At 34.1% G+C, this 15,572-nt stretch carries 15 protein-coding genes and 1 pseudogene; 9 read left to right on the top strand and 7 right to left on the bottom strand.

All coding sequences use genetic code 11. From position 1 onward, the window contains the following. Positions 1–66 precede the first annotated feature (66 nt). Entirely contained in the window at positions 67–672 is a 606-nt protein-coding gene (locus BW732_RS03350; RefSeq protein ID WP_077275461.1) for a TetR/AcrR family transcriptional regulator, read from the bottom strand. Between the two features lie 208 nt (positions 673–880). On the opposite strand from BW732_RS03350, the gene BW732_RS03345 reads away from it, so the two are divergent. Next, the gene (locus BW732_RS03345; RefSeq protein ID WP_077275460.1) at positions 881–1,741 is read left to right on the top strand and encodes an AraC family transcriptional regulator; all 861 of its coding nucleotides are present in this window, start codon (positions 881–883) and stop codon (positions 1,739–1,741) included. Between the two features lie 136 nt (positions 1,742–1,877). Beyond that, positions 1,878–2,786: an AEC family transporter gene (locus BW732_RS03340; protein ID WP_077275459.1), complete on the top strand. Its 909-nt coding sequence runs from the start codon at positions 1,878–1,880 to the stop codon at positions 2,784–2,786. Between the two features lie 53 nt (positions 2,787–2,839). On the opposite strand, the gene BW732_RS03335 is transcribed toward BW732_RS03340, so the two are convergent. Further along, positions 2,840–4,012 carry an SAM-dependent methyltransferase gene (locus BW732_RS03335; protein WP_077275458.1) on the bottom strand — a complete coding sequence of 391 codons (1,173 nt, stop codon included), beginning with the start codon at positions 4,010–4,012 and terminating at the stop codon, positions 2,840–2,842. Between the two features lie 215 nt (positions 4,013–4,227). Between BW732_RS03335 and rbsR the strand changes: the two genes are divergently transcribed. The 5 genes from rbsR to BW732_RS03310 all read left to right on the top strand — a co-directional run bounded on the left by rbsR (position 4,228) and on the right by BW732_RS03310 (position 9,145). Next, positions 4,228–5,217, top strand: a complete 990-nt coding sequence (gene rbsR / locus BW732_RS03330; protein WP_077275457.1) for a ribose utilization transcriptional repressor RbsR — start codon at positions 4,228–4,230, stop codon at positions 5,215–5,217. A gap of 89 nt (positions 5,218–5,306) precedes the next feature. Continuing rightward, a complete protein-coding gene (gene rbsK / locus BW732_RS03325; RefSeq protein ID WP_077275456.1) occupies positions 5,307–6,212 on the top strand; it encodes a ribokinase in 906 nt (301 codons plus the stop codon). Between the two features lie 16 nt (positions 6,213–6,228). After that, positions 6,229–6,624 carry a D-ribose pyranase gene (gene rbsD, locus BW732_RS03320; protein WP_077275455.1) on the top strand — a complete coding sequence of 132 codons (396 nt, stop codon included), beginning with the start codon at positions 6,229–6,231 and terminating at the stop codon, positions 6,622–6,624. A 42-nt stretch (positions 6,625–6,666) separates the two neighbouring features. After that, a complete protein-coding gene (gene rbsU / locus BW732_RS03315; RefSeq protein WP_077275454.1) occupies positions 6,667–7,548 on the top strand; it encodes a ribose/proton symporter RbsU in 882 nt (293 codons plus the stop codon). A gap of 124 nt (positions 7,549–7,672) precedes the next feature. Next, positions 7,673–9,145 (top strand): IS1182 family transposase, encoded by a 1,473-nt coding sequence (locus tag BW732_RS03310; RefSeq protein ID WP_077275453.1) that lies wholly within the window; start codon positions 7,673–7,675, stop codon positions 9,143–9,145. A gap of 27 nt (positions 9,146–9,172) precedes the next feature. Here BW732_RS03310 and BW732_RS03305 read toward each other — a convergent pair whose 3' ends face one another. The 4 genes and pseudogenes from BW732_RS03305 to BW732_RS03295 form a co-directional block, all read right to left on the bottom strand. Then, on the bottom strand, positions 9,173–9,382 hold the full coding sequence (locus BW732_RS03305) for a heavy-metal-associated domain-containing protein (protein ID WP_077275452.1): 210 nt from the start codon (positions 9,380–9,382) through the stop codon (positions 9,173–9,175). An 82-nt stretch (positions 9,383–9,464) separates the two neighbouring features. Beyond that, entirely contained in the window at positions 9,465–10,172 is a 708-nt protein-coding gene (locus BW732_RS11765; protein WP_228414986.1) for a nucleoside recognition domain-containing protein, read from the bottom strand. 63 nt (positions 10,173–10,235) lie between these two features. After that, positions 10,236–11,258 (bottom strand): annotated as a pseudogene (locus BW732_RS11760) (FeoB small GTPase domain-containing protein); the annotation flags it as partial. A gap of 115 nt (positions 11,259–11,373) precedes the next feature. Beyond that, complete coding sequence (locus BW732_RS03295; protein ID WP_077275451.1) at positions 11,374–11,607, bottom strand: FeoA family protein; 234 nt, start codon at positions 11,605–11,607, stop codon at positions 11,374–11,376. A gap of 166 nt (positions 11,608–11,773) precedes the next feature. Between BW732_RS03295 and BW732_RS03290 the strand changes: the two genes are divergently transcribed. Then, the gene (locus BW732_RS03290; protein WP_161485505.1) at positions 11,774–12,952 is read left to right on the top strand and encodes a MalY/PatB family protein; all 1,179 of its coding nucleotides are present in this window, start codon (positions 11,774–11,776) and stop codon (positions 12,950–12,952) included. A 109-nt stretch (positions 12,953–13,061) separates the two neighbouring features. Next, on the top strand, positions 13,062–14,033 hold the full coding sequence (locus BW732_RS03285) for an LCP family glycopolymer transferase (RefSeq protein WP_077275449.1): 972 nt from the start codon (positions 13,062–13,064) through the stop codon (positions 14,031–14,033). A gap of 68 nt (positions 14,034–14,101) precedes the next feature. Here the strand turns inward: BW732_RS03285 and BW732_RS03280 are convergent, their stop codons facing one another. Then, positions 14,102–15,436: a C1 family peptidase gene (locus tag BW732_RS03280; RefSeq protein WP_077275448.1), complete on the bottom strand. Its 1,335-nt coding sequence runs from the start codon at positions 15,434–15,436 to the stop codon at positions 14,102–14,104. Positions 15,437–15,572 lie beyond the last annotated feature (136 nt).

The following is a 15,572-nucleotide window of genomic DNA, read 5'->3' as shown; positions in this document are numbered from 1 at the left end:
TATTTCACATAGTAACAAAATGTAACTATGTCATTAGACGAGTATAAAAACCTAAATACTAGACTTTTATACGTGTTTTTTCAACCCATTTTTTAACCACTTTGACTTAAATTGAAAATCTTTAATCAATTCTTCCGTTTGCCAGTCATTAATAATAAAGTCAGACAAACTCCTCATGACTAGCTCCATTGAAAAATATAAAAAACTTAGTGCTTCATCAATAGTAAAAATATCAAAATGATTTAAATCCAATACAGCTTGCCAATCTTTTAAAATCTGCCCCGACTGATTCATTGGGACCCGTTTGAAAACCGGTTGGCTACTGGTCGTGGTCAATAAATAAATTGCTTTCCAGTAAGGCGTAGATTGATCCATTTGGCTACACCAGATTAAATATTGTTGTAGACCGTAAAAATAATCTTCTTTATATCGATTAATGTAGCGTTGAATATCAATATGGATAATCATCGCATACTTTTTAACAATATAAAGATACGCATCATCTAAGTCGTCAAAATATTTATAAAAAGCACCTCGTGACATTTGCATATCAGTGACAATTTGTGATACTTTCACCTGAGAAATAGGTTGATTGTAAAAATTATCTAACAAAATTAAATCCATCCATTCTTTTTTTTCAGTGGACAAATTTAGAAATGTTTCTTTTGGCAATAGCACCCCTCCTTAAAAGTGACAATCTGTTACTATGGTAATTTACCTTTTTTTACTTATTTTGTCAAAGAATTGAGACTGTTGTGACTATCACTTTAAGAAACAAGATACTTTGGTTTATAATAAAATCTGATAAAATTTGCCAAGTATCATCATTTTAGGAGATCACTAATTTGATAATCTAGGTATAGAAGGAGATTAACATACTATGAATGAATTTAAAATTCTACTGGATTATATAGAAGAACACTTAGATAGTGAGATAACAATGAAAGATTTAGCTCAATTAACCAATTTATCGGTATTTAATTTACAGAAAATATTTTCGATTTTAACGTCAATTAGTCTAGGTGACTATATCCGGTATCGAAGGTTGTCCGAATCAGTTTATGATCTTCAACACACGAATGCCCGTCTGATTGATATTGCATTTAAATATGGATACCAATCATCTGAGGCTTTTTCTAGAGCATTTAAAGCGTTTTTTGGTCTATCTCCTTCTGAAGCCAGAAAAAAACATAGTCAATTGCCTGTTTTTTCACGACTGACATTGAAATGGCAATTGCAAGGAGGAGCAAAAATGACTTATAGAGTAGTAGAAGAAGGAGAACACTATATAACAGGAATTAAACGTCATTATTCGACTGTCAGTGATGGGCACCGAAATATTCCATTATTTTGGGATTATTTTAATGAGTCGTCATTATTTGATCTAATCACACAAGATGTTTGTGCAATCCATAAAAATGAAGTGCTTGGCGCCTGTTTACCAAATGATAAAGATGGGAGTTATGATTATCTAATTGGTGTAAAAACATACTTTCCAACTAAAGATGATCGCCTAGTATCTGTTGGAGTACCAGCAATGACTTGGGTTGTTTTTGAAGCAAAGGGACCAGTTCCAGATTCATTAAGACGAACCTATCAGATGATTTATGACACATTTTTTCCAAATCAAGTCTATCAATTATTAAATGAACCGGAGTATGAAATTTATCCACTTGATAAAAATCCAATGGTGGCAGACCATGTTACAGCAATCTGGCTACCAGTGGCTAAAACAGATTAAAAAAACCAGCAACTATTTTAGTTTATAGTTGCTGGTTTTTTAGTTAGTTGCAAAGCGGACTATTGACTTTTTTGGTTAAGTTGTTACTATGTATTAGGTATAGTTTATCAAAAGTTTATCAAAAAAGGAGAAAATTATGGGAGAAATAGTATTTAGTGAAACAATAAAATTAGTTTTTTTTATGTTAATTGGGGTCTTCATGGCACTAAAAAAGAAGTACAGTCCAACTGTCAATCTGTTTATTGGTTATTTATTAACTAATATTGCGTTACCAGCAGCTATTATTAATAGTTTTCAAGTAGAAAAAACGCATGAACTCAGCGAGATGATTCGATTGACCTTAATTTATTCCATCTTTATGTTACTAACCACATTAATCTTTGGTTATCTTGTTGCAAGATTATTAGGTAAAACTGGTGTTTTAAAGCGTTTATGGATTAATTGTTTGTTATTTTCAAATATTTTATTTATTGGTATTCCAATTGTTAGCAGGTTATATGGTGAAAAAGGACTGATTGTTTTAGTTATTTATAATACATTAACTAGTTTTTTTCTATTTACAGTGGGCATTATGATTTTTTCTAATAGTCGCGAGTTTCGTTTGAAAAGTTTATACACGACACCGGCAATAATCGCGTCGTTTATTGGTTATTTGTTGTTTACATGTCAAATTACTTTGCCAGAAACGATTACATCGTTCAATGTTACATTAGGTGGGTTAACGGCACCACTAGCTATGATTATTAACGGCAGTCTATTTGCCCAAAGTAATTTGAAGCAAATGCTTAGTAACACAGATAATTTACAATTCACACTTGCAAGGGTCGTTGGTATCCCACTTTTTTTCATCGCAATCTTACACTTTTTTGTTAAAGACCCTATTATTTTAGGTGTCTTAACGCTAGTTACGGCTATGCCGACCGGCTCATTAAATGCTATTTTAGCAGAGGAATATGCGGGTGAAGGAACCAAAGTATCCCAATATATTGCTTTAACAACTTGTGTGAGTATGGTGACACTACCACTCATCATGAGTATTATTTAAGTACATAATAAAAATGAGTAAGTTTATCAAATGCTGTCACTATTAAGATATTATTAGTCTAATGCTCGGTGCATAGGTATTTGATTATTAGCAGTATGAGTGATTAGATATTGTATGACATCAATGTTACCGGACTCAAAGGAAGCAGCGCAAGCTTGCAAATATAAATCCCACATCCGATAGAACTCACTGCCACGAGTACTAACAACAGTTTCTTTTACTTTGTGAAAATTAGTAGCCCAGTGTTCTAAAGTTTGTTGGTAATCACGACGTAAACTTTCCATATCAATGACTTGTAACTGATTAACCGTAATGTCTTGAATAATTTCAGCTAGGCCGGGAATATAACCACCAGGGAAAATATATTTATTAATCCAAGCATTATAGGCCCCACCTTGTTGGCGAGTAATCCCATGAATTAATGCTGTACCATGTGGAGCAAGAAGACGATTCACTACAGAAAAATAATCCGCAAGTTTTTCCTGACCTACGTGTTCGAACATTCCAACACTGGTAATATGGTCAAAATTTTGATTAGTTAGCTCTTGATAATCCATTAATAATACGTTGCATTGTCCTTCTAAATTCTCTTGCTTGATGCGTTCGTTGATTAAGTCAAATTGTTCTTGACTTAGGGTGATCCCAGTTGCTTTGACACCATATTCTTTAGCAGCTGTGAACATCAAGGTTCCCCAGCCACATCCGATATCTAATAGTGTGTCGCCATCTTTAAGAAATAATTTATTTAAAATGTGATGAACTTTATTAATTTGAGCTTGCTCAAGAGTGTCTTCAGGTGTTTTGAAATAGCCACATGAGTAAGTCAAGGTAGGATCTAACCATAGCTTGAAAAAGTCATTACCTAAGTCATAATGTGAATGAATATCTGATTTATTTTGTTTTTTTGAATGCTTTTTAAGTGTTGGTAGCCAATTAAGATAGTCTTTACTATGAAAAAAGCTATCGGCTTGTTGGTAAGCATCGTTCACCAAGTCTTGTATACTACCATCAACTTCGATTGTTTGATTCATATAAGCTTCACCCAAAGTTAGCGAAGCATTATTGGCTATTTTCTTAATTGGAATTTTTTCGTTTAACGTGATGGTGATTTGAGGTTTCTCTGTTTCTTGGCCATAAATCTGACTTGAACCATCCCAATAGGTAACTTGTACAGGTAGTGAGAATGAACGTGAAAATAATTGGTGATAAAATGTTTTATCCATCATTTGTAACCTCTCCTTAATAAGTAATTACTCAGATTTAAAAATACTTAATAGATAAATAGTATAACTAGTGTCTTCAAATGTCAAAGCGACTTGTTGTTTATGAAAAGTAAATGATAAGACTGTTTGTTAAATTTAATTGAAAAGGGTTTTAATTCAACCTGTTATCGGTTACAATGTGACTGAAATTATTACTTAGCTAAAAAGGAGGGATAGCGATGATAAAAAAAGTTACCATCAAAGATGTGGCAAAAGAATCGGGAGTTTCAATCTCAACCGTGTCACAAATTTTAAATGGTCGGACAAAACATTTTAATAAAGACACAATCAGTCGAGTGTTAGCGGTTAAAGAGCATTTAAATTATGAAGCAGATTATTTTGCTCGCCGAATGATTGTTAAAAAAAGTCGAACAATTGGTATTTTGGTACCTAGTATCAGTAATCCATACTTTGCGACCTTACTTGAGGGGATTGAGAACGTTCTGTTTAAAGAGCGCTATGTACCAATTTTTAGTGTAGTAAATCGTCAAAATCAGCGTGAAGTGAATACTTTAGATGAATTAATGCACCGGGGAGTTGACGGTTTTATTATTGCAAGTGATGCGATTTCGGATCAAGTTATTCAAGAAAAATTGACGAACCGTTATCCATACATCGTATTGGATCAAAAACAGTCGGCCCACAGTCTAGATGTGATTGCTACGGATGATTATCAAGGTGGCAAATTGGCTGCGCAACATTTACAGGAGTTAAATCATCAATCTGTTGCTGTACTCGCGCCAAAGATAATGACTGGTAATATCGAGCAGAGGGTAATTGGTTTCACTGAAAATTTTACTGGTGAGATATGTCATCTAGAGGCAGAGTTGACAAAAGATGCTGGCGTTGCAGCATCAAATAAAATTATCGAATCAACGGCTACAGGTATCTTTACTGTGAGTGATGAAATAGCATTTGGTTTATATTTAGGTTTATCGAAATTTAATAAAAAAATTCCGACAGATTATAGTTTAATTGGTTATGATAATACTGAAATGGGGGAGTATGTCACGCCAACGCTAACGACAATTAATCAACCTGCATGTCAATTAGGGCAAATAACTGCTAAAAGACTGTTAGATAGAATTAATGAACCCGACAAAGAATTGACGTTAACTAAGTTACCAGTGAATTTAATTAAACGTCATTCAACTGCACACTTGAAATAATTATTCAAATGTGCTATATTTTTATCGTCTTATTAAAACGTTTTAATAAAAATTTTTTAAACATTAAATCATTAGATGGGGTGGAGTAAATGAATCATGTGACAGTAATTGGTAGTATTAACTTGGATACAACGTTGAGAGTGCAACATATGCCTAAACCAGGAGAAACCATTCATGCAAAAGAACATTTTACAGCAGGCGGTGGTAAAGGAGCGAATCAAGCAGTCGCAGCCAAACGATCAGATGCAGAAACTTATTTTATTGGTGCAGTTGGTAATGATGCTGCTGGCTCTATGATGACGGATTTATTGAGTCAAGAAGGAATCGATATTTCTGGAGTAGTTACTTTAGATCGTAAGTCAACAGGCCAAGCATTCATCACAGTTGATGACGAAGGTGAAAATAGCATTACCATTTTTTCTGGAGCAAATAACGATATAACTCCAAGTCAGGCACAATCTTTTAAAGCAGTAATTGAAAAAAGTGATTTTATAATTGCTCAATTTGAAAGTGCTATCAACAGTACAATTGAAGCATTTAAAATTGCTAGAGAAGCAAATGTTCGTACAATTTTAAATCCTGCACCTGCATTAAAAGATGTTCCAAGTGAATTATTGGCTGTTACCGATATGATTGTACCAAATGAAACGGAAACGGAAATTTTAACTGGAATTAAAGTTGTCGATGACCAAAGTTTGGAAAAAGCCGCTAATTATTTTCATGATTTAGGGATTGAAGCAGTCTTAATTACGCTTGGCAGCAAGGGTGCTTTTTATCATGTTAATGGGCATAGTGGGATTGTTCCAGCTTATCGTGTGAAAGCAGTCGATACAACGGCAGCAGGAGATACATTTATTGGTGCTTTAAGTTCAGTTTTAACAAAAGATTTTAGCAATTTAGAAGAAGCGATTCGCTATGGTAATCGTGCGTCATCACTAACAGTTCAACGTTTTGGTGCACAACCATCTATCCCATTCAAACAAGAATTAATTTAGAAAGAAGGAAAAGTAAATGAAAAAATCACCAGTGATTAACTCAGATATTTCTCGTGTCATTGCTCAAATGGGGCATTTTGATAAATTAAGTATTGGCGATGCAGGGATGCCGGTTCCAATGACAACTGAAAAAATTGATTTGGCAGTTACAAATGGCGTTCCAAGTTTTATGGATGTCTTAAATAATGTACTAGAAGAACTAGAAGTTCAACGTATTTATTTAGCAGAAGAAATTAAGACTGCCAATCCAGATATGTTAGTAGCAATTAAAGAACGGTTACCTGAGATGCCGATTTCTTTTATTCCACATAGTGAAATGAAACAAGAATTAACAAATTGTCACGCTTTTATTCGTACAGGTGAAATGACACCTTATGCCAATATTTTGTTAGAGAGTGGCGTAGTCTTTTAATCTATCATTTATTATGATTATTAATTAGTAGGAGGAAGTTTAATGAATGTTGTCGCGTTGTTAATTGGTTTAGGACCATTATTAGGTTGGGGGTTATATCCAACAATTGCCTCTAAAATTGGCGGTCGACCAGTGAATCAAATTTTAGGTTCAACACTTGGTACGTTGATTTTTGCTCTGGTTTTATTTATGATGAAAGGGTTACCGTTTCCAACTGGAAACAGTTTAATCTTAGCTATTTTATCTGGTGTGGGTTGGGCCGTCGCACAAATTATTACGTTCCAATCATTTAAATTAGTCGGTTCTTCTCGTGCTATGCCAGTTACAACAGCCTTTCAGTTATTAGGTGCTTCTCTTTGGGGAATGATTCATTTAGGAGATTGGCCAACAGTAACTGAAAAAGTTATTGGGATATTAGCTTTAGTTCTGATTATTATTGGTGCTAAACTAACAGTTTGGTCAGAGCAAAAAGATGTTGAGGATGCTAAAATAATGCGTAAAGCTGTGATTTATTTGGCTATTGGGGAAATTGGTTACTGGGCTTACTCAGCTGCACCTCAAGAAGCAAAATTAAATGGTATTGAGGCCTTTTTACCTCAAGCAATTGGGATGTTATTAGTAGCAGTAATTTACGCAATGTTCTTGTCATTTAGAGAAAAATCTGCCTTTACGGAAAGTGTTTCTTATAAACATATTATTTCTGGTTTCTTCTTTGCGTTTGCAGCATTAACATATTTAATTTCTGCACAACCTAATATGAATGGGCTAGCAACTGGCTTTATCTTGTCGCAAACATCAGTTGTTTTAGCAACTTTGACTGGTATCTGGTTCTTAGGTCAAAAGAAATCAAAAAAAGAAATGGTAGTGACAATTGTCGGTTTAGTCTTAATTATTTTAGCAGCAACCGTTACTGTAATTATTTAAATTAAAAAGCTTAGAAGTTTAGGTCTTAAAAACCTAACTTCTAAGCTCAGACTGTAGACAAAGTATCAAAAATTTGATACTTTGTCTTTTTTTCTTGGTAAAATAGAGAAAAGGAGTTGCTTCCATGCTAAAAAAACAAGATATGAGCAAACGTAATCAAATTGGTTTTTATTCTCTAGAAGATTTAGTTCCCAAGGAACATCTATTAAGAGATATTGATAAATATGTAGATTTTAATTTTATTTATAAGTTAGTTGAAGATAAATACGATGAATCAAATGGCCGCCCTAGTATAGATCCGGTTCTATTAATTAAACTTCCGTTGATTCAGTATCTTTATGGTATAAAAAGTATGAGACAAACTATTAAAGATGTTGAGGTTAACATGGCTTATCGCTGGTTTTTAGGTTTGGATATCGAAGATGCTGTTCCTCACTTCTCAACCTTTGGCAAAAATTATTCTAGAAGATTTCGTGGTACAGATATCTTTGAACAAATATTTTACGGCATATTAGAACAGTGTATTGAAGCTGAATTAGTGGATACTTCTGAAGTATTTATTGATGGTACTCATATAAAAGCACATGCAAATAATAAAAAATATGAAAGTAACGAAGTTACTGAAGAAACTCTTTTTTATGTGGAATCACTACAAAAAGAAGTTGAAATAGATAGAGAAAAAAGATTAAAAAAGCCCTTAAAAAGAAGAGAGGAAAGTGAAAATCAGGTAAAACATAAAAAAATTAGTAAAACAGATGATGAGAGTGGTTGGTTCCATAAAGGAGAGCATAAACAGGTTTTTGCTTATGCTGCACAAGTAGCATGTGACAAGAATGGTTGGGTTTTAGGATATACAACTCATCCTGGTAATCAACATGATAGTCGGACATTCATCGATATCTATAATAAATTACAAAGTCACTTTACCTTAGATAAATTAGTAATGGACGCTGGATACAAAACACCTGGTATAGCCCATTTATTATTTCAAAATAATTTAACACCTATTTTTCCATATAAAAGACCTATGACCAAAAAAGGATTTTATAAAAAACATGATTATGTTTACGATGAATACTACGATCAATATATCTGCCCTAATGTGAAAATTTTAAGCTATACAACAACTAACAGAGACGGATATCGTGAATACAAAAGTAATACGTCTGATTGTAGTCAATGCCCTTTGATTGCCTATTGTACTGAGTCAAAAGAAAAGAGGAAATTAATTCAACGACATTTATGGGAAAATGATATGGAACGTTGTGAAGACATACGTCATTCCCTTGGAATGAAAGCTATATATAATAATCGAAAACAAACAATTGAGCGATTATTTGGAACGGCAAAAGAATTTCATGGCTTACGTTACACTAATTTAATTGGGAAAGAAAAAATGCACATGAAAATTGGGCTCACTTTCGCATGCCTTAACATTAAAAAATTAGCAAAAATGCTTAAATTAAGAGACCTGAAGGGCTCTATTTTTTTATCTATTTTGGGAATTTTATCAAAAATAATGATAAGATACAAAAAAACAAACCAATTACCCTTTATGAGCAACTGGTTTGTCTTCAATCTGAGCTTAGAAGTTTAGGTCTTAAAAACCTAACTTCTAAGCTTTTTAATTTGGAATAGCGGTATAACCAGCTTCTTTTATTTGATTAATCAGTTGGTCCATTGATACGATTGTTTGATCAAACTTAACCGTGACTTGTTTTTTTCTTAAAGAAGACTTAATTTTCAGGACACCATCAAGTTGGTTAAGAGCTGTTTCGATGTGGTTAATACAATGGTCACACGACATATCTGGTACATTAAATGTTTGTTTCATTGTTTATAAACCCTCCTAAGAAAAATTATGATAATGTTAAATTTACCATATCATTTGAACGTTAAAGTGTCAAAAACTTAGATTAGACTAGTTTTAATAAGTGTACAACCCCTGTGGTGACCATCGTAATTCCGACACCAATAATGGTTGGTACAATAAATGATGTAAAGGTCCATTTTTTACTTTTCGTTTCTTTGTAAATTGTAAATAAAGTTGTTGAACATGGCCAATGATACAAGGTAAACAATAAGACATTCATTGCTGTTAACCAAGTCCAACCGTTACTAATTAAAAGCTGTCTGAACTCACTTAGTGAACTAAAGTCAGTAATGGTTCCGGTTGCCATATAGCCCATCAGCATGATAGGAATCACGATTTCATTGGCTGGCAGTCCTAAAATAAACGCCATCAAGATGGTACCGTCTAAGCCCATCAAGCGAGCGAAAGGATCAATTGCGTGAATGACATGTTGCAAAATAGATGTGTCACCTATTGTAATATTTGCTAAGAGCCAGATAACTAGTCCAGCAGGCGCTGCAACGACAACAGCTCGCCATAAAACAAACAACGTTCGATCGAAAATAGAACGAACAACGACTTGTTTAATCTGTGGTTTACGATAAGGTGGCAATTCTAAGGTAAAAGAAGATGGTAACCCTTTTAAAATAGTTTTAGACAGTAATTCAGAGACCCAAATAGTTGATAAGACACCAAGTACAATGACCGCAGTTAAAAAAACTGCAGCTTGTAATGACGAAGCGATACTATTACTATTTGATGCGAAAAACATCATAATGACAGCAATCAAAATAGGGAAACGACCATTACACGGAACAAAATTATTAGTAATGATGGCGATGAGACGTTCTCGTGGTGAATCAATGATTCTTGTTCCGACAACGCCAGCAGCGTTACAGCCAAAACCCATACACATCGTTAAAGCTTGTTTTCCACAAGCACCGGCTTTTTGGAAGTATTTATCTAAATTAAAGGCAATTCTAGGTAAGTAGCCAAAGTCTTCGAGTAAAGTAAAGACTGGGAAAAAAATTGCCATAGGTGGTAACATCACTGCAATTACTGTAGTTAAGACTTTATAAATACCATCAATTAAAACACTACGAATTGTTTCTGGAACGCCTAAAAATATGGCGCCATTCATTAGCCAACTACCGATTTTTTCAAAGTTTGAAGCTAAAAAATTAGATGGTCCATCGGCACCTTTGATAGTAAACCAAAAGACAAGTAGTAATAGTAGAATCATCATTGGAATACCGGTACTTTTTTGTGTGAGTAATTTATCCAGTTTTCGGTCACGTTCGTCATAATTAGTGTCGCCATATATAATTACATCATTAGCGATGGCTGATGCTTGATCAAGTAAAGCTAAGATTTCAGTGTCAGGATTTTCATGAATTTGTTTTAAAGCTTCTAACATATAAGGATTCGTCTTTATATCACCCTCAATGACTTTAGCAACGGTGGGCATCAGTTCATCAAAACCATTTTTTTGGACGGCTGAAGTACCAATTACAGGTACACCCAAGCGTTCTTGTAATTTTGGTAAGTTAATTTGAATTTTTTTCTTTTTTGCCTCGTCCATCAGATTGACACAGACAATGACTTTGGCTGTAATTTGCATAATTTGCAAGACTAGATTAAGATTACGTTCCAAACTTGTCGCATCACAAACGACAATTGTTGCTTCAGATTCTGATGATTGAATAAAATCACGTGCAACTTCTTCTTCCTGTGAATGTGCAATTAGGGAGTAAGTTCCTGGTAAATCAACTAAAATATATTGCTGATTTTGATATGTTGTCACACCCTGAGCAATGCCAACTGTTTTTCCTGGCCAGTTACCAGTATGTTGTCTTAAACCAGTTAATTTGTTGAAAAGAGAACTTTTCCCAACATTTGGATTCCCTGCTAGCGAGACAACATGATCTGAGTCATGTTTTTTTCAATCGTGAAAGTTTCAGTAGTTAATTCCATTAATTAGTCACCTCAATGTCTATATATTGGGCATCGGCATTGCGTAATGCAATAGTTGTTCCTCTCAGGCGGTAAGCTATTGGATCACCAGTTGGGCTGATTAAAATTTTTTTGATAGGTGTTCCAATATAAAAACCCATGTCATACAAGCGTCGTTGCATGCCGCTATCTGGATGTGAGATATTTTTAATGATACCAGTTTGATTTAGGGTTAAATCGTTAACCGCAACCATATAATCCACTCCTTTTTAGGTAAACCTAATTTTAATTTATTATACACCTAAATAGTTTTTTAATCAATAATGATTTGATTGGTCAGAAACTTTACAATTAATGTTTCTTTTATTGGTAACTTATCGTTATAATAAAGGTAATAAAAAGAAAAGTGGGTGTTTTAGAATGGATACAGTACAAGAGTTTTGTCGTAAATATTATGTCAATCGTAAAGGGACACAATCACTCAAGTGGGATGGTGTTGAAGGTCGCTTTGGTGAAGCGGATTTATTTCCTTTGTGGGTAGCCGATATGGATTTTAAAGTACCAGAACGTGTCCAACACGCAATGATTGAACGGATTGAGCATGGGACGTTTGGCTATTCCTTTGTTCCAAAAAGTTATTTTAAAGCATTTAATCAGTGGCATTTAAAACGCCATGGATTCGAAGCGAATGCAAGTTGGTTTCGCTTTTGTACTGGAGTGGTGAATGCTTTTAATTACGTTATTCAGTCATTGACTCAGCCTGATGATAGTGTCTTAATTTTATCGCCAGTCTATTATCCATTCTATGACGCAGTGACCAATAATGGTTGTCAATTAGTTGTTTGCGAATTGACACAAGGTGCTAATGAATATCATTTAGACATGGTACAATTTGAACAACAAATTTGCCAAAATGATGTTAAAGTATTTTTACATTGTTCACCGCAAAATCCAGTTGGAAAAGTTTGGAGTCCTAAAGAATTGACTCAAATGTTTGAGATTTGTTACAAATACAATGTTAAGATTATTTCGGATGAAATACACCAAGATTTTATGGCACCAGGTCAAAAATTCACAAGTGCTTTAATGCTAGATGAGAAATATTATCCGTTATTATACGTCTTAAATGCGCCGTCTAAAACGTTCAATTTAGCATCATTATTACATTCACATATTATTATTCCAGATAAAAAAAATCGTGTGTTGTATGATGAGTACGCTAAAAAAGTTAGTCATAATCCAGTAAGTATTATGGGGATGATTGCGACAGAAGCTAGTTATTTGTATGGCGAGGAGTGGTTTGAAGGGCTGCTAAAAGTCATAGATACAAACCATAAGCTAATTTGTCAGTTATTTGCTAAACATCTACCAATGGTTCGTGTTATGCAACGACAAGCGACTTATTTATCTTGGATTGACTTGAGCGCCTATGTCCCTAACGATCAGTTAATTGATATCGTTCAACGGAAAGCTAAGTTAGCGGTTGATTATGGAGAGTGGTTTGGTGAAAATGGTCATGGCTTTATTCGAATTAATTTGGCAACTTCCCCTGAAAATATCGAACAAGCTATACTACGTTTAATTACAGAGATTAAATAACATATCAAATAGAAAATTTTTATTAAAACAATTAATTTTAAAAAAAATGTTCTTCTTGATATGCTAAAATACGTTTATTATTAAATCATTTATGCGTAAGGAGAGTAATATGGGGAAAAAAAGAGCAGATTTAAAAAAAGAAAAACAAAAGGCAACACCACTGAAAAAAGTGTTCATAACATTAGTAATTATTTTAGGTGTTATTTTGATTGGTGCTGGCGGTTTTGTTGCGAAAACATATATGGATGTTAGAAGCGTTGCTAATAAGGTTAGTAAACCTGCTGGTGGTAAACGTGAGTATCCTGTTGGACAAGCCGACAAGGATAACATCGAGAATGGTAAACCTTTTTCTGTCTTACTGATGGGGATTGATACCGGTGATTTTGGACGTAAAGATTTAGGCCGCTCAGATACAATAATGGTAGCAACAGTGAATCCAAAAGAACAGAAAACAACTTTAGTTAGTTTACCACGAGATACTAGAACGGAAATCGTTGGATACAACAATGGACAATTAGATAAGTTAGCACATGCGTATGCTTTCGGTCAAGAATCGATGGCGATGAGTTCAACTGAAAAATTATTAGACATTCCGTTAGACCATTATGTATGGTTGAATATGGAAGGATTTGAAGATTTAGTCAACGCTGTGGATGGTGTTGAAGTAAATAATAAGTTTGAGTTTAAGCAAGATGGTTACACGTTTAAAAAAGGTAAAAATAAGTTGAATGGTAAGGAGGCTTTAGCATATACAAGAATGCGTTATGAAGATCCAAAAGGTGACTATGGTCGCCAAGATCGTCAACGTGAAGTAGTTGAAGCGATTGCCCAAAAAGGTTTGAGTTTAAAAGGTATTTCTCAATACAAGGATATTTTAAGAGCGATTGAGGATAATATGCAAACTGATTTAAGTTGGGATGAGATGATTAAGATTGCTATGGATTACCGTAGTTCATTTAGCACTATTCAACAAGAAACTTTACAAGGTGAAGGCGTTTGGATTGATGATATCTCTTATCAAGAAATACCAGAAGTAGAGTTACAACGTGTGCAAACTATCTTACAAGGACAATTAAAATAGACAACAGCTAAAAAAGGTTACTAGTGCGAATGAAGCACTAGTAACCTTTTTTATTTAGTGTGTTTTATTTAAGCTAGGGCCCCCATTGGATCCCAAGGACTTAAAACTGTCACATCATCGGCTTCAAGAATAGCTTGCAGTTCTGCCGATAAGAATTTTTTATTGATAACGACTTGATAAGTATATTCATTTAACCAGTCATCACTCATCACAAAGTAGCCTTTGTCTCCAACTTTATCTCCCCAGCTATTTTCAACTTTCCATTTAGTTGGTTGGTCATCAACAAGATTAACACCTGTTAAAACCATTGCGTGGGTCATAAGGCTTTCTCCGTAATCTAAGCGTTCAGCTTTTGTCATATCAAAATCAAAGCCAAACGTTTCATTGACGTTGTATGTGTTCAGTGCCATGATACCGGTATCGCGTGTTGATGATTGGCCGACATCACAGCCAAACCAAACGTCTTCACCAGTTTTAAGTTGTGCAATGGCCAATTTTTTGAAGGTCTCAATATCAAGGTTTAAATGACGGACTTCTTTGCCACCAACAACTGAGCCAAGCATTTCAACGGTATATAATTGATTATAAGGTTTGTCAGCAGTAGGTGCGTTGATGACACTGACGTATTCAGATAAGTCCCGTCCAATAAATTGGTCGTAGAAGGTATGTGGTGTTAGATTTTCGAAATGATGGAATTCATTATTATCATCACGAAAAGCAAAATCAAATGTTTTTGGTGGTGTTCCTAAACTTGTACATAGAAATGAATAGACATCATTTAACATGTGGCTTTTCGCATTTGTAATATCTGTTTCAGTTGCACCATTTGCGACTAATTGGCGTAATGTGTTCGCATCTTTACGTAATTTTTTGTTTAAATAAGTATTTAATTCACGACTCATAGAGCTATTGAATGATTCAGGCATAACTGATTTTGGTACAAGACCATATTTTTGAATAATGGCGACCATCATGTCCCATTGACCACCATCTTGTTGAGGGGTTTGTAGTAAAAAACTCACTTTACGACTAGTTAAAGGCTCATCAGCTGTATTCAAAATATTTTCATAAAAGTAATTAGCTTTTTCAAATTTATCCCAAAAGAACGTATAGTTTTGTGATAATTCAAAATGTTTTAAATGAAAGTCTTGTTGAATTTGGAAACGGAAAGTATTTAGCGCAGCAAACATCCAACAACGTCCACTTTGTTTTTGATTGGCAACTTTACCAGTATCTAAATCTATTGAGAAAACGGGCGTATTATCAATAGCTGCTTGACTGTCTGAAGAGGCTGCTAAGATACCATTTTTCATAACAGCACGTTGGCTTGTTAGATGATTAATTGATGACGTAAAGTTGTCATCGTATTGTTTGATTTGTTCTAAAGAAATTTCTTGACTCATATAAACACCCTTTCTAAGTTATTACATCTTATTGTACTCTTTTTAAATAAAAATCATAGTCTAATGGTATGAATTTTTTGTAAAATAGAGCAACGATAATGGCGAAAATATGTTCGCTATGATACACTATTAAGGT

It is taken from the genome of Vagococcus penaei (genome assembly GCF_001998885.1).
Taxonomy (GTDB): Bacteria; Bacillota; Bacilli; order Lactobacillales; family Vagococcaceae; genus Vagococcus; species Vagococcus penaei.
Note: the sequence above shows the minus strand (reverse complement) of the source record. Positions and strands in the feature narration are given on the sequence as shown.

What these genes read in the sequence shown, in the direction of transcription:
- BW732_RS03290 (WP_161485505.1), top strand. Translation starts at nt 11,774, where the DNA reads ATGGATACAGTACAAGAGTTTTGTCGTAAATATTATGTCAATCGTAAA.
- rbsU (WP_077275454.1), top strand. Translation starts at nt 6,667, where the DNA reads ATGAATGTTGTCGCGTTGTTAATTGGTTTAGGACCATTATTAGGTTGG.
- BW732_RS03310 (WP_077275453.1), top strand. Translation starts at nt 7,673, where the DNA reads ATGCTAAAAAAACAAGATATGAGCAAACGTAATCAAATTGGTTTTTAT.
- rbsR (WP_077275457.1), top strand. Translation starts at nt 4,228, where the DNA reads ATGATAAAAAAAGTTACCATCAAAGATGTGGCAAAAGAATCGGGAGTT.
- BW732_RS03280 (WP_077275448.1), bottom strand. Translation starts at nt 15,436, where the DNA reads ATGAGTCAAGAAATTTCTTTAGAACAAATCAAACAATACGATGACAAC.
- BW732_RS03295 (WP_077275451.1), bottom strand. Translation starts at nt 11,607, where the DNA reads ATGGTTGCGGTTAACGATTTAACCCTAAATCAAACTGGTATCATTAAA.
- BW732_RS11765 (WP_228414986.1), bottom strand. Translation starts at nt 10,172, where the DNA reads ATGTTTTTCGCATCAAATAGTAATAGTATCGCTTCGTCATTACAAGCT.
- BW732_RS03305 (WP_077275452.1), bottom strand. Translation starts at nt 9,382, where the DNA reads ATGAAACAAACATTTAATGTACCAGATATGTCGTGTGACCATTGTATT.
- BW732_RS03340 (WP_077275459.1), top strand. Translation starts at nt 1,878, where the DNA reads ATGGGAGAAATAGTATTTAGTGAAACAATAAAATTAGTTTTTTTTATG.
- BW732_RS03285 (WP_077275449.1), top strand. Translation starts at nt 13,062, where the DNA reads ATGGGGAAAAAAAGAGCAGATTTAAAAAAAGAAAAACAAAAGGCAACA.
- BW732_RS03335 (WP_077275458.1), bottom strand. Translation starts at nt 4,012, where the DNA reads ATGATGGATAAAACATTTTATCACCAATTATTTTCACGTTCATTCTCA.
- rbsK (WP_077275456.1), top strand. Translation starts at nt 5,307, where the DNA reads ATGAATCATGTGACAGTAATTGGTAGTATTAACTTGGATACAACGTTG.
- BW732_RS03345 (WP_077275460.1), top strand. Translation starts at nt 881, where the DNA reads ATGAATGAATTTAAAATTCTACTGGATTATATAGAAGAACACTTAGAT.
- rbsD (WP_077275455.1), top strand. Translation starts at nt 6,229, where the DNA reads ATGAAAAAATCACCAGTGATTAACTCAGATATTTCTCGTGTCATTGCT.